Raw genomic sequence first — 26,193 nt, 5'->3', positions numbered from 1 at the left:
ATGCAAAACCTGCCGCTTCCCGTTTTCCGTTGGCTGGTCGGTGTTCATTGCGTGCAAGAGTGTCGGGGTCAAAGTCTGGCCGCGTTCCAATCTTACCCGTGGCGCCGTGTGATTTATACCGGGGTGAAAAAAGTTGCGAGTCGAAAACGCAAAAAGTGCTGCAATTTTGCGGGGGAATCGTCTGCAGAAAGTGGCGGGTCGCAGCTATGCGCGGCGTGCGGACCGTGCGGCGCGTGGCTCAGCATGCATAGTGGCACGGCTGCGCGATCGATGTATCGGATTCGCCCGCGTGTGGATGAAACGCATCCGGGGAATCGACGGGTACACGCGTAAACGGGCATGCAGCGCATGGACGCGGCGTAAAAGTCGTGCGGCACGCGCACGTTTGATGCGACGAATACCCGTGCGGGTTGAACGACGCCGCGGCCGCAAGTGCGGCCGCTAACGGTGCAGCCGGCCTTGCTGCCGCGGATGCGTCAGGCGGCGATCAATTCAAGGTCCGCGCCGCGGACGCTGCCGCCGCCGACATCGCCGGCAAGCCGGGTCGTTCGCAGTCCCGGCAAGCGTCGCCGCTCCACTTGCACGGCATCCGCCACGCCTGTGCAAACGCATGTAGCAGCGCGTATTCGTGCTCGGATACGTGGTTGTCCGCGAGCATCGCGGTCTTGCACAGGTCGATGACTTCGGTTTGCATGCGCGGATCGCGCAGTTCGACGATCAGTTGCAGCATTACGTCCGACTCGGGGCGGCACAGGTTGCCCCAGTTCAGATGCGAGGTGGCCATCAGGTCCTCGCACAGGTCGCGCATGATGGTCCTGAATTCGCCGGGGCCAAGGCCGATGCGGTGCGACAGACGCGCTTCGTCGAGCGCGTCGAGTTCGCTGCTGCCGACATGGCCGTCCGCCAGCAGCGCCAGCGCGATCAGACGCGCCGCCGCTTGTGGGCTGTTGGGTTGGTAGGTACGCATGGTGATTCTCCTGTGAAGCAATGCACCGAACGAGGTGCGACGCCCATGGCGGGCGATGCCGGGGGCCGGCGCTTGCGGTTGTCCGTCACGGCGCGGCGTGGGCTGCTTGCGCCGCGCGCGGGGCGACGCCTGCGCGAGAACGGGAACGCTGTAATGCGGGGTCCTCGCGCGGCGTGCGTCAGAACGGATAGCCGGAGCGCTCGGCGTAGCGCATACGCCGTTCGAGGTCGGCGAGGTCGGCGGATTGTCCGAGGAATTCGGCGCGGCGTTCGTGTTCCGCGCGTTCGAACCATTGGCCCAGCTTTTCGAGGAAATAAGCAAACATGATGTTCTCCAGATCACTCGTGAAAGTGCGCGGTGCATCGCAATCGATGCGGCCGCAACCAGATCGACCTGCGCTGCTATCGGCTGGGCGATGAAGCGGGGCCGTGCAGCGCGTCGATGCAGGCAATCGTAGAGACGCAGAATGAGCGCTGAGTGAGGAGGGCAAGCATGCGCGGCGCAGGCTGCTTTATTGCCGCGGCGAACGGGGAATGAAGCGGTGGGGACATCACATCAAGCCGTGGTGCAACGACGCGTGGCTGACACGGTGAGGCACGCGGCGAGGCACGCGGCGGCCGTGCATCGGGCCGCATACGCTTGTCGCGTAGCGGCCCGATGCATGGCTCGTGCAACCAATCAAGCTTGCTGGCCGGACGGCCAGCAAGCCAGGCAGCCAGTCAGGCGCTCGCCTGAGCCGCCGACTGACTAGCCATCTGCGCGCCGATGTTGCGCGCCGATTTGACGAGCCGCACCGGCACCGACTTGTACGAAGGCGTCCGGCTGCGCGCGTCGAACGCGTACAGCGGCACGAGCGGATTCGCTTCCGGGTAGTACGCGCCACAGCAGCCGTCGGGCAGCTGATACTCGACCACTTTCATATGACGCACCACGCGCTCGATGCCATCCGTGGACAGCGCGAAAATATCCACCAGGTCGCCCGGATGCAGCCCGCGCCGGGCGATCTCCTGCGCATTCAGGAACACCACGTCGCGCTGCCCGAACACACCGCGATAGCGGTCTGAAAGCGAATAGATCGTCGTGTTGTACTGATCGTGGCTGCGCATCGTCGTGAGCCACAGGCCGTCTTCGTCGCCGTGCCACGGGTCTTCGTCGAGTCCTTCGAACACGGCGAAATTCGCCTTGCCCGACGGCGTCGCCCAGATCCGCTCGCGCGCGGTCGAGCCGAGATGAAAGCCGCCCGGCACGCGGATGCGCGCGTTGTAGGCCTCGAAGATCGGGAACACGCCTTCGATGGCGTCGCGGATGCGGTCGTAGTCGGCCACCAGCGCTTCCCACGGCACCGTCGAGCGCGCGCCGAGCGTTGCGCGCGCAATGCCGGCGACGATCGCCGGCTCGCTCATCAGGAATTCCGAGGCCGGCTCGTTGATGCCGGCCGAAGCATGCACCATCGACATCGAATCTTCGACGGTGATCGACTGCGGCCCGGTTTCCTGAATATCGACTTCGGTGCGGCCGAGGCAGGGCAGAATCAGCGCTTCCTTGCCGTGCACCAGATGGCTGCGGTTCAGCTTGGTGGAGACGTGCACGGTCAGCGACAGCTTGTGCATGGCCTGTTGCAGGCGCGGCCAGTCGGGAATCGCCGCGGCGAAGTTGCCGCCAAGCGCGACGAACACCTTGCAATCGCCGCTCAGCATCGCCTCGAGCGTCGCGACCGTATCGCGTCCATGCTGCGGCGACGGCTTGAAGCCGAAGGTTTGCTCGATGCGATCGAGCCAGTCTTTCGCGGGTTTTTCGGTGATGCCGACAGTCCGGTTGCCCTGCACGTTCGAGTGCCCGCGCACCGGGCACACGCCCGCGCCCGGGCGGCCGATATTGCCGCGCATCAGCGCGAGGTTGGCCATCTGCTGCACGTTTTCGGTGCCGCGATGATGCTGCGTCAAGCCCATCCCATAGACCAGGATCACGCTCTTCGCTTCCATGTAGACGCCGGCGACCGCAGTCAGGTCCGCGCGGCTCAGCCCCGACATATGCTCGATTGCGTCCCATCCGGTGTTGCGCAGATCTTCGACAAGCTTGTCGAAGTTCACCGTGTGCCCCTCGATGAACTCGACGTCGATCTTGCGCGGCTGATCGCTTGCGAGCGCGGCATCATCGGCTTCGACGATCGCCTTCATGATGCCCTTCAACGCTGCGACATCGCCGCCTACCCGCACCTGGTACAGCGGATTGCTGATCGAGGTCCACGACAGCGTGGCCATCTCGAGCGGGTTTTGCGGCGCCTGAAAACGTTCGAGCGCGCGTTCGCGAAACGGATTGAACGAAATGATGCGCGCGCCGCGCCGCGCGGCGTCGTGCAGGCTCGTCATCATTCGCGGGCTATTGGTGCCGGGATTCTGGCCGAAGATAAAGATCGCATCGGCCTGGTCGAAGTCTTCGAGCAGCACGGTGCCCTTGCCGACCCCGATCGATTCCGGCAAGCCGACGCTGGTCGCTTCATGGCACATGTTCGAGCAGTCGGGAAAGTTGCCGCTGCCGTACTCGCGCGCAAACACCTGGTACAGAAACGCCGCTTCATTCGACGCGCGGCCCGATGTGTAGAAGTCGGCCTGATTCGGCGTGTCGAGCGCGTTCAGATGCTTGCCGATCAGCTCGAAGGCCGCGTCCCACGAGATCGGCTGATAGCGGTCGCAGGCCGGGTTGTACAGCATCGGATGCGTGATGCGTCCCGCCATTTCGAGGTCGTAGTCTTCCCACGCGCTCAGTTCGGTGACGCTGTGATTGGCGAAGAAATCCGGCGTGCAGCGCTCGGCGGTCGCTTCCCATGCCACGGCTTTCGCGCCGTTCTCGCAGAATTCGAACGACGACGTGTGCTTCGGATCGGGCCATGCGCAGCCCGGGCAGTCGAAGCCTTCCGGCTGGTTCATGCGCAGCAGCGTGCGCGCGCCGGACACGGGGATGCCTTGCAGCGCGAGCGCCCGGCCGGTTGCCTTCAGTGCGCCCCAGCCGCCAGCCGGTTTGCGATACACGCGGATCGTTTTCCTGTCTGCCATGATGCCCTCTTGAGTACACGGTGTGTGGGGATGTTACGGAGAGCCAAGCGCGTCGTCTTTCACATCGGCGAAGCACTTTTCAAATGGCACGAAGGCGAAGCCATGGGGCAGCAGCCGACGTGCCTGCGTGAAAATCGACGGCTAGCGATGGATCGCCCATTGCACCAGCAGATGGAACGGCAGCACCAGCAGAAAGGTGGCGCCGAAGCCCGCGCACCACAGGATCGCGAGCCATTTCATCCGGTAGCCGAGGCTGCGCGGCGCGGGGTTCGCCGGCGGTTGGGACGGTTGCGTCATGAGCGAACTCCTTCGACGACGAGGTAAGCCGCAATGCGTTTATTCGTAATGCGAGCCGGGCTGGGTCTTGCCGCGGAACACCCAGTAGCCGGCCGTGGTGTACGCCGTGATGATCGGAATGATGACGGCCGCGCCGACCAACGTGAACACCTGGCTCGAACGCGGCGCAGCGGCTTCGGAGAGCAGCAGTGTGCTGGGTATCGCATACGGCCAGACGCTGACCAGCAGCCCGATATAGCCGAGCAGCACCAGCACCAGCGCGAGCAGGAACGGCATTGCATCGCTTTGCCGGCGCACCGAGATGACCATCCACGCGGCGGCGAGCAGCACCAGGACCGGCGCCAGATAGAGCCGGTAGCGGAACGACGAGTCGAACCAGCGCGCCGCAATGTGCGGGTCGGTGAGCGGCGTCCACACGGATACCACCAGCATGAAGCCGAGCAGCACCGCAGTCAGCGGCAATACCAGGCCATGCATGCGTTGTTGCAGGTCGCCCTCGGTCTTCAGCACCAGAAAGCATGCGCCGAGCAGCGCATAGGTCATCATCAGCCCCATGCCGGTGAAGAAGCTGAACGGCGTGACCCAGAAGAACGGATCGCCGGAGAACACGCCGTCGGTGACCGGAATGCCGTGCAGGTACGCACCCAGAATCACGCCCTGGAAGAACGTCGCACCGGCCGAACCGAGGATGAATGCAAGGTTCCACAGGTTCTTCGTGCGCGTCGCCTTGCCGCGGATCTCGAACGACACGCCACGAAAGATCAGGCAGATCAGCATGAAAATGATCGGCAGATACAACGCCGACAGCACGATCGAGTACACCGCGGGAAACACCGCGAGCAGCGCCGCGCCGCCGAGCACGAGCCAGGTCTCGTTGCCGTCCCAGACGGGGGCGATCGTGTGCATCATCAGGTCGCGTTCGCCTTCGTCGGGGAAGAACGGGAAGATGATGCCGATGCCCAGATCGAAGCCGTCGAGCGCGATGTACATGAACAGTCCAAGCGCGATGATCGCAGCCCAGATCGTGGTGATGACCATTTGTGGCTCCTGAAAGTCGTGAAATGCATGCGCTGCTTCATTGGGCTGCAATGGCCGGCTGAGTGGTCCGGCCGCCTCGCCCGGCCATCAGTCGGCTGCCGCAAGCGGCCGGCGGCCGGTGGCCGGCTCGTCGTGCGCGCTGGCGGTTTCGGCGGGCGTCGGCTCGCCGTCTGCGCGCGGACCGCTGCGGATCAGCTTCAGGATGTAATAAGCGCCGGTGCCGAACACGAGGAAATAGACCATCACGAAGATCAGCAGCGAGATGCCCGCGGCCTGCGGCGTGATCGGCGACACCGCATCGGCGGTGCGCATCTGGCCGTAGACCACCCACGGCTGGCGGCCCACTTCGGTGGTGATCCAGCCGGTGATCAGCGACACGAAGCCGGCCGGCCCCATCAGCACCGTCAGCCAGTTGAACCAGCGCGCCTCGTAGAGCTTGCCGCCGCGGCGCAGCACCAGCCCGATCAGCGCGGTCAGGATCATCAGCATGCCGAGGCCGGCCATGATGCGAAAAGTCCAGAAGATGATCGACGAGTTGGGACGGTCTTCCTTCGGAAACTCCTTCAAGCCCCGGATCTCGCCATCCCACGAGTGCGTGAGGATCAGGCTGCCCAGATGCGGAATCTGTATCGCATAGCGGGTGACTTCGGCGTTCATGTCGGGAAAGCCGATCAGATTCAGCGCGGTGCCGCCTTTTTCCGTTTCCCACAGGCCTTCGATCGCGGCGATCTTGGCGGGCTGGTACTTGCGGGTGTTCAGCCCGTGCTGGTCGCCGACCAGCGCCTGCACGGGCGCGAGCACCAGCAGCAGCCACAGCGCCATCGAATAGGTGGTCTTGACCGCGGGGTCGCGCCGCCCCTTGAGCAGATGCCAGCCGCCGGTCGCGGCCACCACCAGCGCAGCGACGATAAAGGCGGCGATCGTCATGTGTGCGAGGCGGTACGGAAACGACGGATTGAAGATAATTTCGAACCAGTCGAGCGGCACCACGTGGCCGTTTTCGATCGAGAAGCCCTGCGGGGTCTGCATCCAGCTATTGGACGCGAGAATCCAGAAGGTGGAGATCAGCGTGCCGAGCGCGACCAGCAGGGTTGCACCGTAGTGCAGCTTCGGGCCGACCTTTTCCCAGCCGAACAGCATCACGCCGAGAAAGCCCGCTTCGAGGAAGAACGCGGTCATCACCTCGTAGGTGAGCAGCGGGCCGGTGATCGGTCCGGCAAAGCGCGCAAAGCCCGACCAGTTGGTGCCGAATTCGTAAGCCATCACGACGCCGGACACCACGCCCATGCCGAAGCCGACCGCGAAGATCTTGGCCCAGTAGTGGCACAGTTCCTTGTAATGTGGCTTGCCGGTGCGCAGCCAGGCGCCCTCGAGCACCGCCAGAAAGCTCGCGAGGCCGATGCTCAGCGCCGGGAAGATGATATGCACCGCGACCGTGAACGCAAACTGGATGCGGGAAAGGTCTAACGCGCTGGGGTTCATCGGCTGGCCTTGGCTATCTTGGCTACGTCGTAAGGTCAGGAAGCGCAGCGGCGCGCCGGTTGGCAGACCGTCGGCTGGTGCGTTTCCCCGGGATGTTACGAACGATATATGCGCAGCGAGACTAGCGATAGTCTACGGGCGTAGCGCTGGGCTAAACGAAAGTTTAGGTAGGTGGGGCCGAAGTTGCGAGCCGGATGTGTGGGGAGGGCGCGGTTTTCGTCACCCGAGCCGGCCGCATGGGCCGGCAGCGGGGGCTTGCAGCAGAGGAGCCTGCAGCCGATGCCCGCAGCCGCTGCGGGCAGCGACCGGCAGCCGATAGACTGCGGGGAAATGCCGCACATCGATCAATGGGGTTTGCGCGGCGTGGGTTCGGCGTCGGCATGCGCTTCGCCGTTACGGGAAGCGCCCATCAGATACGCGAGCAGCGCGTTGATCTGATCGTAACGTGCCGTATAGACCACCTGACGGCCATGCTGCTGCCGCGCCACGAGTTGCGCCGCGACCAGTGGCTCGAGATGCGGCACGAGCGTCGTCGTGCTTGCGTCGATGGTGGCAGCCAGCCGGTCCGCCGAAAGCCCCGCGGGGCCGAAGCACACCAGCGTGCGGAACAGCGTCAGCCGCGATTCCTGCGACAGCGCCTTCAGTGCGGTGATCGCGCGGTTCATAGGTTGTCTCCCGGATTCAGGGTGCTTGCATACCGCTATGGATTGCAAAACACGCTGCCAGGAAGCTTTATTCCGTACCGGTACAGGCCGGGCGGTGTGTGCCGGTGCGAACGCGCGGCGCCGATGGATTGGATTCCGAAGAGAGTGCTGCTTAGCTCGACAACAGATCTTCATCGCGCTGATTGATGAAAATCAGCACACCGAGAATCGCCATGTAGAAGCGGAAAGCGCCTTCCTGCCCGTTCCAGATTTTCGATTGCCACATCGCGAACCATTCGCCGCCGATCACCATAAAGCCGAAGAACCACACCAGAAAGCCGACCGCGCAGCCGGCGCTCGCACAAGCCTTGGCGCGGTTGAAGGCGGCACCGCTCGCGCGCCGCGCACGCCACAGCATCAGCGCGCCGAGCCCGAGCAGCACGCAGGTCACGCCTTCGGCGGCGATGATCACCCAGTAGCCCAGTTGCCACCACAGCGGATTGGACGTCGCGCGATACAGCAGCGCGTTATGCGGAAAGGTGGTGTCCATGCTCAGGACGTGCTGCACGAACAGGTAGTTCGAGCCGTAGTCGGCGAGATTGTCGAACGTCACGACGCCGGCGAAAGCGGCAAGCACGACGGACATCAGGATCTTTGCAAGGCGAACGGTCATCGGCAGGGTTCCGGTGATTGAGGATCGAGGTGACGGGTTGTCACACCCGGCTCAGTTTAGTGGGCTCAGGCCAGCCACATGGCGCGGGCATGCGCCTGCCGCCAGATGAACGGCTAGCGGATCGAAAGCGGTGCGCGGTGCGGCGCGATGCGGCGTTCGCGGAATATAACGTGGGCTCGGCTGTTTATCGATTACCAACTGCCGTTGCTGCGCCGTGGCTTCGCACGCGCATGCCAGTGCGCATTCCGGCAATCGCATCTACGTTATCTGCCTCACGGGCGCGCTCACGGGCACGCTCACGGGCTCGATGAGGCGGCACGCTACCTGGAGCAACCATGATGAACACGCTGGCTGATAGCCTGGAACGACCCAAAACGGCGCATGCCGCGTCCACTGACGTCGTCGCGGCCGCCACTGCGCTCGTGCCCACGCTAAGGGCGCGCGCAAAGCAGGGCGACGCGTTGTTGCGACTGCCGGACGAAACGATCGCCGACTTCGAGAACGCACGTCTGTTCGAAATGGCCATGCCGAAGATGTACGGCGGCTTGCAGACGCCGCTCGAAACCTATCTCGACACGCTGATCGAAGTCGGGCGCGGCGACGGCTCCGCCGCGTGGGCGCTGGGCCTGCTTTCCACCGGCACGTGGATGGCTGCGGCAATGTACCCGCAGCAGGTGACCGACCAGGTGTTCGCGTCGGGCGGCAAGTTCCGCACCGCCACCACGCTCAATCCGCGCAAGGCGACGGTGAGGCGCGTCGCCGGTGGCTACGTGATCGAAGATGGCTTGTGGATGTATAACAGCGGTTTTCACCACGCGCATTGGGATCAACTGGGCATTCCGCTTGTCAATGAAGCCGGCGAGGTGACCGGGCGTGGATCGGCGCTGCTGCCGATCTCAGACGTGATTTCACTCGACGATTGGGATCCGGTTGGCCTGCGCGGCAGCGGCAGCACGAGCGTGGCCGTCAAGGACGTGTTCGTGCCCGACGAACGCGTGGTCCCGATGAACCGCAATCTGCAGGACGATTACGCGAGCACCCATTTGCGCGGCGAGCACGCGTACCGGTTCCCGCTGATACCCATCCTTGCGACGCGGCTGGTGTGCCCGATGGTTGGCATGGCGAAAGCGGCGGTCGAACTGCTGATGGAGAAAATCGACACGCGCGGCATTGCGTTCACGACTTATGGCAAGCAGTCGGAGGCATCGGTCACGCATCTGCAGATCGGCGAGGCGACGGCCAAACTCGATGCTGCCGAGTCGGTTGTCAGAAACATGGTTCGCGTGCTCGACCAGACGGCCGCGAGCGGCGAGCGGATGAGCGTGCCGCAGCGCGCGCGCATCTGGCGCGACGCGGGCTATGCAAGCCAGATGATCTGGGAAGGCGTGGACCAGATTGCGAGCGCGTCGGGCACTGCGTTTATCAATCGCGATACGCCGTTGAGCCGCGTGTGGCACGACGTGCGCGTGGCCAGCATGCATGGCGCGCTGCTGCGTGACACCTGCATCGAGTTCTATGGACGGATAGCCGCGGGCGTGCCGGTCAACACGCACCTGCTGCCGGAGCTGACCGGCTAGACAGGCGCAGTGTTGTGATGCGCCCGCGGCGCACGCGGGCGAGCAAAGCGGCAGGCGCCGCTGGAGCGGCGGTGGGAAGCGTGGCTGAAAGCGCGGCTAAAAGCGGGCGAGTGATGCCCGCGCCGCGCCGCGTCCCGCTTAAGCGAACCCGTTCGGGTTACGTTCCTGCCAGCGCCAGTGATCGACGCACATCCGCTCGATGCCGAACTCCGCCCGCCAGCCGATGATCGACTCGGCAGCCGCCGGGTTCGCAAAGCACTCGCCGATATCGCCCGGCCGGCGCTCGACGATCTGATACGGCACCGGCCGTCCCGACGCCTTCTCGAACGACTTCACCACATCGAGCACGCTATAGCCCTGGCCCGTGCCGAGGTTCACGATAAAGCTCGCATCGCGTTTGACGAGCGCATCGAGCGCCTTGATATGGCCGCGCGCCAGATCGACCACGTGAATGTAGTCGCGCACGCCCGTGCCGTCCGGCGTGTCGTAATCGCCGCCGAACACGCTCAGCTTCTCGCGCTTGCCGACCGCCACCTGCGCGACATACGGCATCAGGTTGTTCGGAATGCCGCCCGGCGCTTCGCCGATCAGCCCGCTGTCGTGCGCGCCGACCGGGTTGAAATAACGCAGCGTCGCAATCCGCCACGTCGGATCGGACAGTTCGACGTCGCGCAGGATCTGTTCGGCCATCAGCTTGGTCTGGCCGTACGGGTTGGTGGCCGACAGCGGAAACGATTCGTCGATCGGCGAGCTTTGCGGCACGCCATACACGGTGGCCGACGAGCTGAACACGAACTGCTTGATATTGCGTTTGCGCATCACGTCGAGCAGCGTCAGCAGGCTGCCGATGTTGTTCTGGTAGTACTCGACCGGTTTCGAAACCGATTCGCCGACCGCCTTCAGCGCAGCGAAATGAATCGCGCCAGTGATCGGATGGCTGTCGAAGATGCGGTTCAGCGCCGCGGCGTCGCGCACGTCCGCGTCGTGGAACGCGAGCTTCTTGCCGGTGATCTGTTCGACGCGCTCGAGCGACTTGCGATTGCTGTTCACGAGATTGTCGATGACGACGACGTCGTAACCGTCGTTCAGCAACTCCACGCATGTATGCGAGCCGATATAGCCCGCGCCGCCCGTTACCAGAATCGTGCCCTTCATCGCCATGCTTTGCTCCATTAAAGTGAGACGCCCGTCAGATTATTCAGCAGGTCCTTGTATCGCTCGACGACGGCCCGTTCGTCGAATTCGGCCGCGACTTTCTGTCGGCCGCGTTGCCCCATCTGCTGCCGCTCGCCGTCGCTCAGGTCGAGCATACGCGCGAGCTGCGCGGCGAGACTGGCCACATTACGCGCTTCGCATAACAAGCCGTTGACACCGTGTTCGACCACTTCGCGGCAGCCCGGCACATCGGTCGCGACCACCGGCCGGCCCATCGCCGCCGCTTCCATCAGCGTGCGCGGCACCCCTTCGCGGTACGACGGCAGCACCACGCAGTCTGCCGCGGCGATTACCGGGCGCACGTCGTGCGCTTCGCCCAGATATTCGATTACGCCTTCGCGCTGCCACGCATCGATTTCTTTGAGCGTGATCGCGCTCGGGTTGTCGACGCCCGCCGGACCCAGCAACTGGAAGCGCGCGTGAGGATACCGCGCGCGCAGCTGCCGCGCGGCCTCGACATATTCGCCGACGCCTTTGTCCCACAGCAAGCGGCCGATCAGCACGAAGGTGTACGTGCTGCCCGCCGCGTCATGCCGCGGCAACGGCACCGGCGCGAACTGCCCGAGATCGACGCCTTCGCCGTGCAGCAGCCGGGCCCGCTCAGGGTGCACCAGCAGATTCTGACCGGTAAACGCGGCTTGATCGTCGCGATTCAAAAACCATACTTCGCGCGGAAAGCGGAACGCGAAGCGATAGAGCCGTTTGGCGACCTGCGCCGCGCGGCTTTGCTGGATGAAAACATAGCCGAGGCCAGTTGTCACGGCTACTGAGTCGACACCGGCCAGCCGTGCCGCAACCGAACCATAGATGTTCGGCTTGATCGTGTAGTGAAACACGACGTGCGGGCGCGTGCTTTTGTACAGCCGGTACAGCTGCCACAGCGTGCGCAGATCGTCGCGCGGGTTGGTGCCTTTGGACGCGATGGCCAGCTCGATCCAGCGGCAGCCCATCGCGATCAGCAGATCGGTGGTGCGGTCGCGCGGCGCGATTACCGTCACGGCGACGCCGCATGCGACGAGCTCACGGATCAGCCCCTGGCGATACGTGTAGATGGCAAACGACGTGTTGCAGACAAGGCTGACACGTAGCTCGGTGGGGCGCGCGATGCGGGGTTTCATCAAGGTGTGGGTGAGATCGATGTATGGGTAACGAAGTGCGGCAGGGGTGGCGACAAGTGTGGCAACTGAGTATGGCAACTGAGATGGCAACCGGGGCGAACGGGCGCGGACCATGCGGACGCTTCAGCGCGCCGCGCCGCCCGTGTCGCTGCGATCGCCCGGTGCATACACACGGCGCTTCAACCGCTGCAGCGCGCGATACGGCGTCACGAAGTGCAGCAGGTTCTTCGCGAGGCCGAGCCAGTCGTACGGGTTCGTCACGTTGAAGTAGCGTAACTGCAGCCGCAGCGTCGACGCGATCTGCCGGCGACGCTTCGTTGCGCTGATGCCGCCTTCGTTCAGTTCGTAGTAGAGGCCGAGTTCCGGCAGGTTCGCGCAGTCGTGGCGCTCCATCAGCCGCAGGAACAGATCGAGGTCTTCGGCCGCGCGGTACGTGGCGCGATAGTTGCCGGCCGCCAGCACGGCGTCGACGCGCAGCATCATCGACGGATGCACGAAGCAGGCGCGCATGAAACGCACGCGGCGGATCGCCTGCGGCTCGGTGGGCGGGCTCAGCATGAACAGTGGCGCGCCATCGCGCGAGACCACCTGGGTCCACATGCCGAGCCCCGCGACCTGCGGGTGTGCTTCGAGATGCGCGCGCTGCTTCGCCAGCCGCCGAGGCACCGTCAGATCGCCGGCATCGATGCGCGCGGCATAGCGGAAGCCGCGCGCGGCAAGCGCTTCGATGCCCGCCTTCAGCGCGCGCTCGATGCCGACGTTTTGCGGCATGCGCAGGATCTCGATGCACAGTCCGGGCAGGGCGGGCGCGACCAGCGGCGGCGTGCTGCCGTCATCGACGATCAATACGTGTACGGGGGCTTCTTCGTTGAACGACGCGAGCGTGCGCTCGACGTCGGCCTGGCCGTTGAAGGCGGGCATCAGCACCGCGACATCGTCGAGTGCCGCGCGCGAGGCCGCGGCGCCGAGGCCACCAGAGCCCAGGCCACCAGAGCTCAGGCCACCAGAGCTCAGGCCACCAGAGCCGAGGCCGCTAGAGCTCGGGCCACCAGAGCCCGGGCCGCCAGAGCCCGAAGGCGCGGACGCCGCCGCGTGTGCGGCCTGCGGCGAACGGCGTGCAAAAGCAGTGGAAAGCGTCATGAGCGCAGCTTGTAGCGAATGTAGTAAAGGTTGACGCAGGCGGCGACCAGATACCCGGCGGCCAGCCCAACCAGCGCGCCGTATGCGCCGAGACGCGGAATCGCCAGCAAATTGACCACGGCCGCGACCGCCAGCGCCAGCAGCCATTTGGCCAGCAGCACGAACTTGGCCTGGTATTTGAGCACGACGAGGTTGCCGATCGCCTCGATGCCGGCCGGCACCGACAACCACACGGCCCAGCGGAAGATGTCGATGGCGCCTTCGTAGGCCGGCCCGAACACATGGCGAATGATGAACCCGGCGAGCAGGTCGAGCACCAGCGCGCCGGCCGCCATCACCGCGCAGGTCAGCGCGCTGAGCCGCCACACATTGCGGCGCAGTTGCGCGGCTTCCTGCACGCGATACACGAACGCCGGCGCGATAGTTTGCGCAAGCATCAGCGCAAGCGTGATCCAGTTTTCGTTCAGCTGCTGCGCCGCCGAGTAACGGCCGAGATCGGCAAACGAGATCGCGCGCTCGAGCATCAGCCGGTCGAGCTTCAGGAACAGGTACATGCAGATCAGGCCGAGCCAGAACACCGTGCCGGCGCTCGCGAAGTGGCGCACCAGCGGCCGCTCGACATGCCAGCCGAGCGTGCCGCCATGCCGCTTGATGTAATAGCCCACCAGCACCGCGCCGATCGCCGCCGATTCGAGCGCCCACAGCCAGCCGAAGCTACCCGCGGGCGCCGCCGCGCGCACCAGCAGCCACACCAGCAAGGCCTTGGCCACCGCGGTGCTCATGCTGGTGACGAGCTGCGGCTTGCTATAGGTCATGCTCTGCAGCCACGCGTTGATCACGCCGACGAACGGCTCGCGAAACAGCATCGTCACCGCGAGCCCGGCGAGCATCGTGCCCACCAGCGGATCGGTGAAGTGCACCGCCGAGTTCGCGAAGATCGCCACCCACGTAAGCAGCAACGCCGCAGCCGACACGGTGACGCGCAACGTGAACGCACTGCCGAGCACGGTGCCTAACTCGGCGGCGGGGCGGCGCACGATGGTCGGTACCAGGATCTCGGCGCCGCACACCCACGTGAGCGGCGACAGCACCAGCAGCAAGGTGTTCGCGTATTGCCACTTGCCGAATACGTCCGGGCCGAAGTAACGCGCGAGCACGCCGCTTATCGCAATCGCTACGGCAATCTGCGTGAGCCGCTCGAGGCCGAGCCAGACGAGGTTGGTAAAAGCGCGGGTGACGTCCGGGTTGGCGTGGCGCTTCCAGCTCAGCATCGGGCGTCCGCCCGGGCATCGCGCGCCGCGCGCTCGGTGGCAGTGGCACGCTGCAACGCACGGCAGCCGCGGCCCGTCATGCCTGTTCTGCCCATTCGCGCTGCGGCAATACGCGTTGCCGATTGCACCAACATGACAGCGCGGGCGGCCAGACATGGCAGCAATTTTGCATTCGGAGGGCGTTGAGGCATTAGAATAAGCGCACGTCAGGCATTCGCTGAAAAGCGCAATTATAAGTTGGAACCGGATCGCTTCCGGCAACGGCGCAGGCGAGACCACGCGCTGCGCCGCACACATTTCCCATTGCACGTAAGTGAGCCTATCCATGATCTCCCAATCGATTTTCAAGGCGTATGACATTCGCGGCGTAATCGGCAAGACGCTGGATGCCGATGTGGCCCGCTCGATCGGCCGTGCATTCGGCAGCGAAGTGCGCGCCCAGGGTGGCGACGCGGTAGTGGTCGCACGCGACGGGCGCCTGTCGGGCCCCGAGCTGATCGCCGCGCTATCCGAAGGGCTGCGCGCAGCCGGCGTCGACGTGGTCAATGTCGGCATGGTGCCGACGCCGGTCGGCTATTTCGCGGCCAGCGTGCCGCTCAAGCTGGCCGGCGGCGAGCGGCGCGTCGACTCATGCATCGTCGTCACCGGCAGCCACAATCCGCCGGACTACAACGGTTTCAAGATGGTGCTGCGCGGCGCGGCGATTTACGGCGAGCAGATCCAGGCGCTGTATCAACGCATCGTCGGCAACAAGTTCGAAAGCGGTAACGGCACCTATGCCGATTACGACATCGCCGACGCGTATCTCGAGCGCATCGTCAGCGACATCAAGCTGGCGCGGCCGCTGAAGCTGGTGGTCGATACCGGCAACGGCGTGGCGGGCGGGCTCGCACCGCGTCTGTTCAAGGCGCTTGGCTGCGAACTGGTCGAACTGTTCACCGAGATCGACGGCAACTTCCCGAACCACCATCCCGACCCGGCTCACCCGGAGAACCTGCAGGACGTGATCCGCGCGCTGAAGGAAACCGATGCCGAAATCGGCTTCGCGTTCGACGGCGACGGCGACCGTCTCGGCGTGGTCACGAAAGATGGCGAGATCATCTATCCGGACCGTCAGCTGATGCTGTTCGCCGAAGAAGTGCTGTCGCGCAACAAGGGCGCGCAGATCATTTACGACGTGAAGTGCACGCGCAATCTGGCCACCTGGGTGCGCGCCAAGGGCGGCGAGCCGCTGATGTGGAAAACCGGCCACTCGCTGGTGAAGGCGAAGCTGCGTGAAACCGGCGCGCCGCTGGCCGGCGAGATGAGCGGCCACGTGTTCTTCAAAGACCGCTGGTATGGCTTCGACGACGGCCTGTACACGGGCGCGCGGCTGCTGGAAATTCTGTCGCGCGTGGCCGACCCGAGCGCGTTGCTCAACAGCCTGCCTAATTCGCATTCGACGCCCGAACTGCAATTGAAGCTGCAGGAAGGCGAGAACTTCGAACTGATCGGGCGGCTGCAGAAGAGCGCGACGTTCCCGGATGCGAACGAGGTGATCACGATCGACGGCTTGCGTGTCGAGTATCCGGATGGCTTCGGGCTGGCACGTTCGTCGAACACCACGCCGGTCGTCGTGATGCGCTTCGAGGCCGATAACGATGCTGCGCTCAAGCGGATTCAGGAAGATTTCCGCCGCGTGATCCTCGCGGAAAAGGCGGATGCGAAGCTGCCGTTCTGAGCGCCCGGCGAATCACCGGGCGATCGCCGGGTGATCGCTTGATACACCGCTTGAGACAGCACGTGATACGCAGCCTGATAGCCGTTTAATCACGCAAACGCAGCACGTCACACCAACGCGGCGCGGGTCGCCTGAGACCCGCGCCGCGTTTTTTCATGGTTTTAGCGCATGGCGCGCTAGAATTGCGCTCTTTCAACGCATTTTTCGGCCGGAATGACCGGCTTCCGATCCTTGAGCGCGCAAAAGATACTGATCGTGCGGGTTTCGTCGCTGGGCGACGTCGTGCACAACATGCCGGTGATCGCCGATATTCGCCGGCGCCATCCCGATGCGCAGATCGACTGGTTGGTCGAAGAAAGCTTTATGGGGCTCGTCGAGCTCGTGTATGGCGTGCACCGCGCGATTCCGGTGTCGCTGCGGCGCTGGCGCAAGCGGCTGCTGTCGGTGGGCAACTGGCGTGAGATCGGCGCGTTTCGCCGCGCGCTGGCCGCCGAGCACTACGACCTCGTGATCGACTGCCAGGGGCTGATCAAGACCGCGTGGGTGGCGAGCATGGCGCGCGGGCCGCTGGTGGGCCTGGGCAACCGGACCGACGGCGCCGGCTACGAATGGCCGGTGCGTTTCTTCTACGGCAAGCGCGTGCCGATCGCGCCGCGTACTCATGTGGTCGAGCGTACGCGTCAACTGGTGGCGGCTGCGCTTGGCGACCCGCCGCCTCAGCCCACCGACGAGATCGACTTCGGCATCGATACGAATCGCGCTGCGCTGGCGTTGTCGCAGGCGCAGCTGAACTTGCCGGTGCCGTACGTGGTGTTCGTGCATGCCACTTCGCGTGCCGACAAGCAGTGGCCTGCGGCCGCATGGATCGAACTGGGCCAGGCGTTGGTGCGGCGCGGCGCATCGCTGGTGTTGCCTTGGGGCAGCGAAGCAGAACGCGCGACCAGCGAGCAGCTCGCGAAGGAGTTCGGCGCGGCTGCGGTGGTGCCGCCCAAGCTGTCGCTGCCGGCTGTGGTCGGTCTGATCGACGGGGCGGCGGCGACCGTCGGCGTCGACACAGGCCTCGTGCATATTGCCGCAGCACTCAAACGGCCGACGGTCGAGTTGTACAATTTCGCCACTGCGTGGCGTACCGGCGGCTACTGGTCGCCGAACGTGACCAATCTCGGCACCGCGGGCCAGCCACCCACGCTGCAACAGGTGAAGGCCGCGCTGGCCGGCTTCGGGCTGCTGTAGCGCGGCAGCCACCGCCGGTGCGCTGCGGCCTGGCGGTAGACAACGGCGGATGAGCCGCGCGTAGGCCTCGCGCGATGCTCGATCCGCTGCAATCACTCGCTGCAATAAAAGGCGACCATGAACGAATCCCAGATCATCGAAGTAACGAGCGCCGACTGGCACGGACAAGACCTGTCGGTGCCACGCGAGACGCTGCTGGCCGGCGTCGAACGCGGCAAGGTGCTGTATTTCCCGAACCTGCGTTTTGCGATCGAAGGCGGCGAACTGGCGCTGCTCGATCCGGCCATCGCCGACCCGCAGCGCAAGAACATCAGTCTCGAGCCGAACGGCGGCGCCTTGCACGGCGTGCTCGGCGATACGGTGCAGCAGTCGGCGGTGCGCGCGCTGATCGCGCGTTACCAGTCGAATGCGCGTTCGCTGGTCGATGGTCTCTTTCCGGAGTATCACGGCACGCTGCGCGTCGCGCCGACCAGCCTGCGGCTGCATCAGGTCGAAACCCGCCAGACTTCGTGGCGCAAGGACGATAGCCGCCTGCACGTCGATGCGTTCCCGTCGCGGCCGAATTACGGCGAGCGGATTCTGCGCGTGTTTACCAACGTCAACCCGCAAGGCACGCCGCGCGTATGGCGCGTCGGCGAGCCGTTCGAACAGATGGCCAAACGCTTCCTGCCGCGTATCAAGCCGCAGATGCCGGGCTCTGCATGGCTGTTGAACCTGCTGCACGTGACCAAATCGACGCGCAGCGAATACGACCATCTGATGCTGAACCTGCACGACGGCATGAAGGCGGACCTTGAGTATCAGAAGAGCTCGCCGCAAGAAACCATGCCGTTTCCGCCGGGCAGTGTGTGGGTGTGCTTCTCGGATCAGACCTCGCATGCGGTGATGTCCGGGCAGTTCATGCTCGAGCAGACGTTCTTCTTGCCGGTGAAGGCGATGGCGCAACCCGAATGCGCGCCGCTCGGCATTCTCGAACGGCTCAAGGGCAGGGCGCTGGTTTGAGCGCGCGCGATACGGTAGGCGCCAGGGCGCGCAAGGTACGCGATGTGGCGTGCGATGCTCGCGGACGATCGACGGTGATATCGGCGGTGACGCTTCGATGCATGGCTATGCGTGGCGTTTGGCTTTCCCGGCAGGCCGCGGAGGCGCGATGCTGAGGGCCGTTTATAACGCGCTATGGTGGATCGCGGCGCCCGTCGCGGTGGCACGCCTGATGATCCGCTCGCGCAAGGAGCCCGGCTACCGGCAATACATCGGCGAGCGTTTCGGCCGCGGGCGCGGCCGCTTGCCGGAGGACAGCTCGCCGCTGATCTGGGTGCATGCGGTGTCGGTCGGCGAAACGCGCGCGGCGCAGCCGTTGATCGATGCGTTGCTGAAGGCGCGCCCCGACGCGCGTCTGTTGCTCACGCACATGACGCCGAGCGGCCGCGCGACCGGCGAACAGATTTTCGGCGAGCGCGTGTTGCGCTGCTATCTGCCGTACGACATGCCGCATGCGGTACGACGTTTTCTGCGTGCATGGCGGCCTTCGGTGGGTCTCGTGATGGAGACCGAAGTGTGGCCGACGCTAATCGACGAATGCCGGCGCGCGGATGTGCCGCTGGTGCTGACCAACGCGCGGATGTCGGAGCGTTCGTTCCGGCGCGCTTCGCGCTTCGGCAACGCCACACGTGGTGTGTTCGGCGGTTTTTCGCGGGTGCTGGCGCAAAGCCCGGCGGATGCGCAGCGTTTGACATCGCTTGGCGCGCGCAATGTCGCGGTGCTTGGCAATCTGAAGTTCGACATGCACACGCCGCCCGAACTGACGGCGCGCGGCCATGCATGGCGTACGGCGATCGGCACGCGGCCGGTGTGGGTCGCGGCGAGTACGCGCGAGGGCGAAGAAGAGCTGGTGCTGCAGGCGTTTGCTGCGCTTGCTGTCGAAGATGCGTTGCTGGTGCTGGTGCCGCGCCATCCGCAGCGCTTCGACGAAGTGGCGGCGCTGGTCGAGCGTAACGGCTTGCGTTGCCAGCGGCGCTCGGTGTGGGCGCCGGCCGGCACGGCGGCTGCGGCGCAAGGCGCACAGCCTGCGTTGCCGCGCGACGTGACGGTGCTGCTCGGCGATTCGATGGGCGAGCTTGGCGCGTACTACGCGGCTTCGGATATCGCGTTTATCGGTGGGAGCCTGCTGCCGCTTGGCGGGCAGAATCTGATCGAAGCGTGCGCGGTGGGTGTGCCGGTACTGATCGGGCCGCACGTGTTCAATTTCACGCAGGCGACCGCCGATGCGGTGGCCGCGGGCGCGGCGATTCAGGTGCAGGATCCGGCGGATCTGGCGCGCGTGCTGCGCGAACTGTTCGAGGACAAGCCGCGCCGTATCGCGATGGGCGGGGCGGCGTCGGCGTTCGCGGCGCGGCATCGCGGGGCGACGGCGCGGACGGTGGAGGTGTTGATGACGTTGTTGCCGGAGTCGCACTCGTTGGGTACTGCCGCCGATTCCAACTGACGTGTGCGCGACGCAATCTGCTAACGCACTACGCCACAACCTCATCCCGCCTACCGCGCGCCGCCAGAATATCGGTCACGCAATCCGCCAGACGCCGGTTGCTCTGCTCGATCCCATAGTGCTGCGCGCGCTGCGCCGCGCTCACACTCATCGTGTCGCGCAGTGCCGCATCGCTCACAATTCGCCCGAGCGCATCGGCCATGCGCTCCGCTTCGCCGATCGGCACCAGCAAGCCAGCACGGCCTTCGTCGAGAATTTCGCGCGGCCCCGTCGGGCAATCGGTTGCGACGATCGGTTTGCCGTGCGCGAGCGCTTCGAGCAGCACCATCGGCATGCCTTCGTAGCGCGAACTCAGCACCACAGCGCTCGCATTCGCAAGCAGCGCATGCGGGTTGTTCTGATGACCGAGAAAATGCACGCGCGGCGCAATGCCGAGTTGCTGCGCGCAAGCTTCAAGCTCCTGGCGGAACGCGCCATCGCCGACAATCACGAGGTCTTCCGCCACCTGCCGTTGCGCGATCAACTTCGCATACGCATGCAGTAGCGTCCGGTGATCCTTCTGGATCTCGTCGAGCCGTGCAACCGAGACGATATACGGCGCATCGCCCGGTGCGGTGCAGACGCCCGGCACGGCCGCAGAGGCGCGAATCGCGTCGATGTCGATCGCATTGGGCAACACGATCAGCTTGCGCAGTTGCTCGCCGAACATCGCGGTGGCCTCGTCGGCCATATGCTGGTTCAGCGCGATCAGGCTGTCGTAGCGACCGTATTGCGCGGCGAGCCGCTGCGCTTTACGGCGCCGTCCGCCGAGCCGCGCATTGAAGCTGAAATGATTGACGCCCAACCACGCGACATTGAATTGTGCCGCCCAGCGCCGCAACGACATATCGAAGTCGACGATCACGTCGTGCTGGCGCGCGAGGCCAGCAAGGCGCGTACGCACATACGGCCGCACGGCGAGCGTATTGAACACGTCGCGCCCGACGCGGCCGAGCTTGCTCAGCCGGCGTGCATAACGGCGCGTCTGGAAATAGTTGAGCCACGGCTTGTCGGCCAGAACCTCGATCTTGACGTCCGGCGGGATCAGCTTGCGGTAGCGTTTTTCGAATTCGGGCGAAGCAAACATCACCGACAAGGTCGCCGTGAAGCGGCTGCGGTCGAAGACGCGCAGCCATTGAATCAACGACGATTCGATGCCGCCGTCGATAAAGTCGACGATGTGAAATAGCAGCGATATACGCTGGGTCGATGAAGGCATGCGGGTGACGGGGCGTGTTGCGGCGGTGGGGGTGAAGCAAGTGCGCCGCGCTGTTGATTTGTTCGCATCTTATCATCCGCATCTGCGTTGGCGCCTGCGTGGGTCGTCGCGTTGACCCTCGCGCTGGTCACGCGCGCCGCAGGCATCAAACCGTCAAACCGTCAGCAAGCCCTTCTTTTCGATAAACGCGATCACCTGGTCCAGCCCGTCGAGCGCCTTCAGATTGCTCATCACGAATGGCCGCTCGCCGCGCATCTTCGTCGCATCGGCGGCCATCACGTCGAGATTCGCGCCCACCATCGGCGCGAGATCGGTCTTGTTGATCACCAGCAGATCCGACTTCGTGATGCCCGGGCCGCCCTTACGCGGAATCTTCTCACCGCCGGCCACGTCGATCACGTAGATCGTCAGGTCCGACAACTCGGGGCTAAAGGTGGCGGCGAGATTGTCGCCGCCCGATTCGATAAACACGATGTCCGCATCGGGAAAGCGCGACAGCATGCGGTCGACTGCTTCGAGGTTGATCGACGCGTCTTCGCGAATCGCGGTGTGCGGGCAGCCGCCGGTCTCGACGCCCATGATGCGTTCGGCGGGCAGGGCGCCTGCTACCGTCAGCAGGCGCTGGTCTTCTTTCGTGTAGATGTCGTTGGTGATCGCGACGAGGTCGTAGCGCTCGCGCATGGCCTTGCACAGCATTTCGAGCAGCGTCGTCTTGCCGGAGCCGACCGGGCCGCCGACGCCCACCCGCAGCGGCGGCAGTTTCTTGGTGCGTTGAGTCTGTGCGTTCATGTTCGTGATACCTGTGCGTGACGATGCGTAAAAGCGGATACGTAGAAGCGGGTACTTGAAAGCATGTACCTGGAAGCGTGTACCTAGGAGCGGAACAGCCGCGAATACTGCGACTCGTGGCGCGCCGACAGAATGCCCAGCTGCGGTGCGAAGGTGTTGATGTCGTCGGGCGGTGTGGCGAGCGCGCGGGCCACTGCCGCTTCGATCGCCGGGCGCAGCGCGACGATGATCCGCTGCCCGGCGAGCTGGCCGAGCGGCACCGCTTTCAGCGCGGCGGCTGCCTGGTTTTCGACCCAGCTGAACGCATAAGCAGCGAGCGCGGCATCGGCGGCGGCGTCGTGCGCGAGCGCGGCCAATGCGAACGCGGTGGGTTGCGCGACCGGCGTCATCGCCGCGAGCGTCGCGCGCCGCGCGGCGTCGCCCCATTCGAGCGATGCGCACAGCTGGCGCAGCGACCAGCCCATCTGTTCGGTTTCGCGGCGCAGTTCGGCGGATTCGCGGCTGGCGAGGAATTCGGCGTTGGCTTGCGCAAGCGCAGCGGCGTCGTGTGTACGCCAGCGTTCGAACTGATGCGCAAGAAACGGCAGCTCGCCATAGGCGAGCACGTTGGCGAGGCCGCTTGCGATCCAGTCGCGCGCGCTGTCGGCGTCGTGCACCAGTTGCGCTTCGATCGCGGCTTCGAGGCCTTGCGAGTAACTAAACGCGCCGATCGGCAAAGCCGGCGACGCGAGGTGCAGCAGCGCGGTGAGTTCAGCGATGCGCATGGCCGTGATCGCCGTGCGTGCAGGATGCGTCGCCGCAGTGATCGTGGTCGTGATCGTGCTGGTGGTCGTGCGCATGGCCGTGATCGTGCGAATGCGCGTGATCGCCGCCGTGGCTGTGCGCATGCGAATCGCCGTCGCCATGGCTGTGCGCATGCGCGTGACCCTGCTTGTGTTCGTGATCGTGATCGCTGCCGTGCGCGTGCTTGTCGCCGTGCGAATGATCGTGGCCGTGATCATGCGAATGAGCATGCCCGTGCTTGTGGTCATGCCCGTGCGCGTGGTCATGTTCATGCGAATGCCCATGCGCGTGATCATGCCCATGATGCTCGCCATAAACCTGCTGCGCGAGCGCATAGTCTTCGGCGAAGGTCTCATCGTGACCATGCTTATGGCCGCCGCCGTACGCACCCGTCTCCGGCTGGAACGGCAACGAAGCCTGTTCCACCGACGCACCAAGCCGCTCCAGCATATCCGCCAGCACCGGATCGAATTCGAGCTTCAGATAATCGACACCTACCTCGACCGGCGTATGCCGATTACCCAGGTGATACGCCGCGCGCGTCAGCGTCAATCCATCCGGCGCGCGCACCAGCAGCACCGCTTCAGCCGCTGCGGCTACCCGCACCAGCGCGCCGTCATCGGCCACCAGCACGTCGCCATCGCGCAGCACCGTACCGCGCGGCAGCACCAGCGCGACTTCTTCACCGGTGTCGAGCGTGGCCGCGAGGCGGCTCTTGCAGCGCGAGTCGAACGGCAGCGTCAAACCCGGCGCACGCGCCACCAGCACGCGTGCGATCTTCAGATGCGGGTCCAGCCGTTTATCGATGGTTCTCATGTCAGAACAGGAAATAGCGTTGCGCCATCGGCAATACCTTGGCGGGTTCGCAGGTCAACAGTTCGCCGTTCGCGATCACCTGGTAGGTTTCCGGATCGACGGTAATGTTCGGGCGCCATGCATTGTGAATCATGTCGGCCTTCGTCACTGTACGGCAGTTTTTCACAGCCACTACGCGTTTGCTCAGACCATAGCGCTCTGCAACCCCAGCCGCTTCGGCCATCTGCGACACAAATGTCAAAGACGTGCGGCCCAGTGCGCCGCCGCGCGTGGCGAACATTTCGCGGTAATGCACCGGCTGCGGAGTCGGAATCGAGGCGTTCGGGTCTCCCATCTGCGCCAGCGCAATCATGCCACCCTTCAGGATCAGCGAAGGCTTGATGCCGAAAAACGCCGGTTCCCACAGCACCAGATCAGCCCATTTGCCCGGCTCGACCGAGCCGACTTCATGCGCAATACCGTGCGTCAACGCCGGGTTGATCGTGTACTTCGCGACATAGCGCTTCACGCGAAAATTGTCGTGGCGCGCGTTGTCTTCCGAAAGCGACCCACGCTGCACTTTCATCTTGTGCGCAGTTTGCCACGTGCGGATGATCACCTCGCCGACCCGGCCCATCGCCTGCGAATCGGACGACAGCATCGACAGCGCGCCCAGATCGTGCAGGATGTCTTCGGCGGCGATCGTCTCGCGGCGGATTCGCGATTCGGCAAACGCGATGTCTTCGGCAATCGACGGGTCCAGGTGGTGGCACACCATCAGCATGTCGAGATGTTCGTCGAGCGTGTTGACCGTATACGGCCGCGTCGGATTGGTCGACGAAGGCAGCACGTTCATCTCGCCGCACACCTTGATGATGTCCGGCGCGTGGCCGCCGCCGGCGCCTTCGGTGTGATACGTGTGGATCGTGCGGCCCTTGAACGCGGCGACGGTCGCTTCGACGAAGCCCGCTTCGTTCAGCGTATCGGTGTGGATCGCGATCTGCGTATCGGTATCGTCGGCTACCGACAGCGCGTTGTCGATCGCCGCCGGCGTCGTGCCCCAGTCTTCGTGCAGCTTCAAACCGATCGCGCCTGCGGCGATTTGCTCGAGCGCGGGCTCCGGCAGGCTCACGTTGCCCTTGCCGAGAAAGCCGAGATTCATCGGATAGCCGTCGGCCGCCTGCAGCATCCGTTCGAGATGCCACGGCCCGGGCGTCACGGTGGTCGCGTTGGTGCCGGTTGCCGGGCCAGTGCCGCCGCCCAGCATGGTCGTCACACCGCTCGCGAGCGCTTCGTCGATCTGCTGCGGGCTGATGAAGTGAATGTGCGTATCGATGCCGCCTGCGGTAACGATCATCCCTTCGCCGGCAATCACTTCGGTGGCCGCGCCCAGCGGAATCGTCACGCCGGGCTGGATATCCGGATTGCCTGCTTTTCCGATCGCCGCAATGCGGCCGTTCTTCAGGCCGATATCGGCCTTCACGATGCCCCAGTGATCGAGAATCACCGCATTCGTGATCACCGTATCGACGACGTCAGCCGCGAGGCGCTGCGACTGGCCCATGCCGTCGCGGATCACCTTGCCGCCGCCGAACTTCACTTCTTCGCCGTACACGGTGAGGTCGCGCTCGACTTCGATCACGAGTTCGGTATCGGCAAGGCGCAGACGATCGCCGGTGGTGGGGCCGAACATTTCGGCGTACGCGCGGCGGCCAATGCGGAGTGTCATGGTTGTTTAAGTCCGAAGGGAAGGGCAGCGGGTATCGACTTCAACGTCAACGATCACGCGGGAACGGCACTATGCACGGGCAAATCGAGCGCTTCGTCGAGGCGCCCCATCACCTTGCCCTGGAAGCCGTACACGACGCGCTCGCCCACCAGTTCGACCAGCTCGACCGTGCGTTCCTGGCCCGGCTCGAAGCGCACCGCGGTGCTGGCCGCGATATTCAGCCGGTAGCCGCGCGCGGCCGCGCGATCGAACGCGAGCGCCGCGTTCACTTCATGAAAGTGGTAGTGCGAGCCGACCTGCACCGGGCGGTCGCCGGTATTCGACACGGTCAGCGTGATCGTCGTGCGGCCTGCGTTCAGCTCGTGCTCGCCGTCGTCGGTGATCAGTTCGCCGGGGATCATCGGGTGCTCCTGTCAGGGAAAATTTCGGGAAACTTCACGGAATCGGATGGTGGACCGTCACGAGCTTCGTGCCGTCCGGGAAAGTGGCTTCGACCTGGATATCGGGAATCATCTCGGGTATGCCTTCCATCACGTCGTCGCGCGTCAGCAGCGTGGTGCCGTAGTGCATCACCTCGGCAACCGTGCGGCCATCGCGTGCCGCTTCCATCAGCGCGGCTGTGATGAAGGCAACCGCCTCCGGATAATTCAGCTTCAGGCCGCGGGCGCGGCGCCGCTCGGCAAGCAGCGCGGCGGTGAAAATCAAAAGCTTGTCTCGTTCGCGTGGTGTCAGCTTCATGAGGGCTTGTCGTGGTGTGCCTGCGTGGAGTGCAGGCGGCAGGGCGTCATTCTAGCGTGCCGCGTGCGTGGCAGCGTCGCGTGCTGCGCCGATTTGTAGCGTCGCTTCACAGTGTCTTTTCACGGCGTTGCTTTGCCGCGTCCGCTCATAGCGGTTCGTGCGCAACGCAACGCCTGAGTCGATCGATA

At 64.7% G+C, this 26,193-nt stretch carries 23 protein-coding genes and 1 pseudogene; 5 read left to right on the top strand and 19 right to left on the bottom strand.

Features of this window, described 5'->3' with window-relative positions; translation table 11 throughout:
- Positions 1-487: 487 nt before the first annotated feature.
- The 8 genes from ACYVNQ_RS35100 to ACYVNQ_RS35065 all read right to left on the bottom strand — a co-directional run bounded on the left by ACYVNQ_RS35100 (position 488) and on the right by ACYVNQ_RS35065 (position 8,154).
- A complete protein-coding gene (locus ACYVNQ_RS35100) occupies positions 488-967 on the bottom strand; it encodes a tellurite resistance TerB family protein (protein WP_460909893.1) in 480 nt (159 codons plus the stop codon).
- 178 nt (positions 968-1,145) lie between these two features.
- Complete coding sequence (locus tag ACYVNQ_RS35095) at positions 1,146-1,292, bottom strand: DUF3563 family protein (RefSeq protein ID WP_460909889.1); 147 nt, start codon at positions 1,290-1,292, stop codon at positions 1,146-1,148.
- Between the two features lie 394 nt (positions 1,293-1,686).
- Positions 1,687-4,020, bottom strand: a complete 2,334-nt coding sequence (locus ACYVNQ_RS35090) for an FdhF/YdeP family oxidoreductase (RefSeq protein WP_460909886.1) — start codon at positions 4,018-4,020, stop codon at positions 1,687-1,689.
- 141 nt (positions 4,021-4,161) lie between these two features.
- The gene (locus tag ACYVNQ_RS35085) at positions 4,162-4,317 is read right to left on the bottom strand and encodes a hypothetical protein (protein ID WP_460909883.1); all 156 of its coding nucleotides are present in this window, start codon (positions 4,315-4,317) and stop codon (positions 4,162-4,164) included.
- A 39-nt stretch (positions 4,318-4,356) separates the two neighbouring features.
- Positions 4,357-5,355 (bottom strand): cytochrome d ubiquinol oxidase subunit II, encoded by a 999-nt coding sequence (gene cydB / locus ACYVNQ_RS35080; protein WP_460909880.1) that lies wholly within the window; start codon positions 5,353-5,355, stop codon positions 4,357-4,359.
- Between the two features lie 87 nt (positions 5,356-5,442).
- Positions 5,443-6,837 (bottom strand): cytochrome ubiquinol oxidase subunit I, encoded by a 1,395-nt coding sequence (locus ACYVNQ_RS35075; RefSeq protein ID WP_460909877.1) that lies wholly within the window; start codon positions 6,835-6,837, stop codon positions 5,443-5,445.
- Between the two features lie 344 nt (positions 6,838-7,181).
- Positions 7,182-7,502: an ArsR/SmtB family transcription factor gene (locus tag ACYVNQ_RS35070; RefSeq protein ID WP_460909874.1), complete on the bottom strand. Its 321-nt coding sequence runs from the start codon at positions 7,500-7,502 to the stop codon at positions 7,182-7,184.
- A 151-nt stretch (positions 7,503-7,653) separates the two neighbouring features.
- Entirely contained in the window at positions 7,654-8,154 is a 501-nt protein-coding gene (locus tag ACYVNQ_RS35065; RefSeq protein ID WP_460909871.1) for a DUF2165 family protein, read from the bottom strand.
- A gap of 335 nt (positions 8,155-8,489) precedes the next feature.
- Here ACYVNQ_RS35065 and ACYVNQ_RS35060 point away from each other — a divergent pair, with 335 nt between their 5' ends.
- Entirely contained in the window at positions 8,490-9,731 is a 1,242-nt protein-coding gene (locus ACYVNQ_RS35060) for an acyl-CoA dehydrogenase family protein (protein WP_460909868.1), read from the top strand.
- A gap of 138 nt (positions 9,732-9,869) precedes the next feature.
- Here ACYVNQ_RS35060 and galE read toward each other — a convergent pair whose 3' ends face one another.
- The 4 genes from galE to ACYVNQ_RS35040 all read right to left on the bottom strand — a co-directional run bounded on the left by galE (position 9,870) and on the right by ACYVNQ_RS35040 (position 14,475).
- Positions 9,870-10,892: a UDP-glucose 4-epimerase GalE gene (gene galE, locus ACYVNQ_RS35055; RefSeq protein ID WP_460909865.1), complete on the bottom strand. Its 1,023-nt coding sequence runs from the start codon at positions 10,890-10,892 to the stop codon at positions 9,870-9,872.
- A gap of 11 nt (positions 10,893-10,903) precedes the next feature.
- Positions 10,904-12,064 (bottom strand): glycosyltransferase family 4 protein, encoded by a 1,161-nt coding sequence (locus tag ACYVNQ_RS35050; protein WP_460909862.1) that lies wholly within the window; start codon positions 12,062-12,064, stop codon positions 10,904-10,906.
- 123 nt (positions 12,065-12,187) lie between these two features.
- The gene (locus ACYVNQ_RS35045) at positions 12,188-12,985 is read right to left on the bottom strand and encodes a glycosyltransferase (protein WP_460911221.1); all 798 of its coding nucleotides are present in this window, start codon (positions 12,983-12,985) and stop codon (positions 12,188-12,190) included.
- A 215-nt stretch (positions 12,986-13,200) separates the two neighbouring features.
- Entirely contained in the window at positions 13,201-14,475 is a 1,275-nt protein-coding gene (locus ACYVNQ_RS35040; RefSeq protein ID WP_460909859.1) for an oligosaccharide flippase family protein, read from the bottom strand.
- A 325-nt stretch (positions 14,476-14,800) separates the two neighbouring features.
- On the opposite strand from ACYVNQ_RS35040, the gene ACYVNQ_RS35035 reads away from it, so the two are divergent.
- The 4 genes from ACYVNQ_RS35035 (at position 14,801) to waaA (ending at position 19,913) form a co-directional block, all read left to right on the top strand.
- Positions 14,801-16,195, top strand: a complete 1,395-nt coding sequence (locus tag ACYVNQ_RS35035) for a phosphomannomutase/phosphoglucomutase (RefSeq protein ID WP_460909856.1) — start codon at positions 14,801-14,803, stop codon at positions 16,193-16,195.
- Positions 16,196-16,408: 213 nt separating this feature from the next.
- Entirely contained in the window at positions 16,409-17,428 is a 1,020-nt protein-coding gene (waaC, locus tag ACYVNQ_RS35030) for a lipopolysaccharide heptosyltransferase I (RefSeq protein ID WP_460909853.1), read from the top strand.
- Between the two features lie 117 nt (positions 17,429-17,545).
- Positions 17,546-18,430: a Kdo hydroxylase family protein gene (locus ACYVNQ_RS35025; protein ID WP_460909850.1), complete on the top strand. Its 885-nt coding sequence runs from the start codon at positions 17,546-17,548 to the stop codon at positions 18,428-18,430.
- 148 nt (positions 18,431-18,578) lie between these two features.
- The gene (waaA, locus tag ACYVNQ_RS35020; protein ID WP_460909847.1) at positions 18,579-19,913 is read left to right on the top strand and encodes a lipid IV(A) 3-deoxy-D-manno-octulosonic acid transferase; all 1,335 of its coding nucleotides are present in this window, start codon (positions 18,579-18,581) and stop codon (positions 19,911-19,913) included.
- Between the two features lie 28 nt (positions 19,914-19,941).
- Here waaA and ACYVNQ_RS35015 read toward each other — a convergent pair whose 3' ends face one another.
- The 7 genes and pseudogenes from ACYVNQ_RS35015 to ACYVNQ_RS34985 all read right to left on the bottom strand — a co-directional run bounded on the left by ACYVNQ_RS35015 (position 19,942) and on the right by ACYVNQ_RS34985 (position 26,005).
- Positions 19,942-21,171 carry a glycosyltransferase gene (locus ACYVNQ_RS35015; RefSeq protein ID WP_460909844.1) on the bottom strand — a complete coding sequence of 410 codons (1,230 nt, stop codon included), beginning with the start codon at positions 21,169-21,171 and terminating at the stop codon, positions 19,942-19,944.
- A gap of 153 nt (positions 21,172-21,324) precedes the next feature.
- On the bottom strand, positions 21,325-21,960 hold the full coding sequence (gene ureG, locus ACYVNQ_RS35010) for an urease accessory protein UreG (protein WP_460909840.1): 636 nt from the start codon (positions 21,958-21,960) through the stop codon (positions 21,325-21,327).
- Between the two features lie 83 nt (positions 21,961-22,043).
- A complete protein-coding gene (locus ACYVNQ_RS35005) occupies positions 22,044-22,724 on the bottom strand; it encodes an urease accessory protein UreF (protein WP_460909837.1) in 681 nt (226 codons plus the stop codon).
- Between the two features lie 214 nt (positions 22,725-22,938).
- Positions 22,939-23,559: pseudogene (gene ureE, locus ACYVNQ_RS35000) on the bottom strand (urease accessory protein UreE); the annotation flags it as partial.
- A 1-nt stretch (position 23,560) separates the two neighbouring features.
- Positions 23,561-25,267 carry an urease subunit alpha gene (gene ureC / locus ACYVNQ_RS34995; protein WP_460909834.1) on the bottom strand — a complete coding sequence of 569 codons (1,707 nt, stop codon included), beginning with the start codon at positions 25,265-25,267 and terminating at the stop codon, positions 23,561-23,563.
- 53 nt (positions 25,268-25,320) lie between these two features.
- A complete protein-coding gene (locus ACYVNQ_RS34990) occupies positions 25,321-25,668 on the bottom strand; it encodes an urease subunit beta (protein WP_460909831.1) in 348 nt (115 codons plus the stop codon).
- A gap of 34 nt (positions 25,669-25,702) precedes the next feature.
- On the bottom strand, positions 25,703-26,005 hold the full coding sequence (locus tag ACYVNQ_RS34985; RefSeq protein ID WP_460909828.1) for an urease subunit gamma: 303 nt from the start codon (positions 26,003-26,005) through the stop codon (positions 25,703-25,705).
- Between the last annotated feature and the right edge of the window lie 188 nt (positions 26,006-26,193).

The organism is Paraburkholderia jirisanensis, from assembly GCF_054782355.1.
Note: the sequence above shows the minus strand (reverse complement) of the source record. Positions and strands in the feature narration are given on the sequence as shown.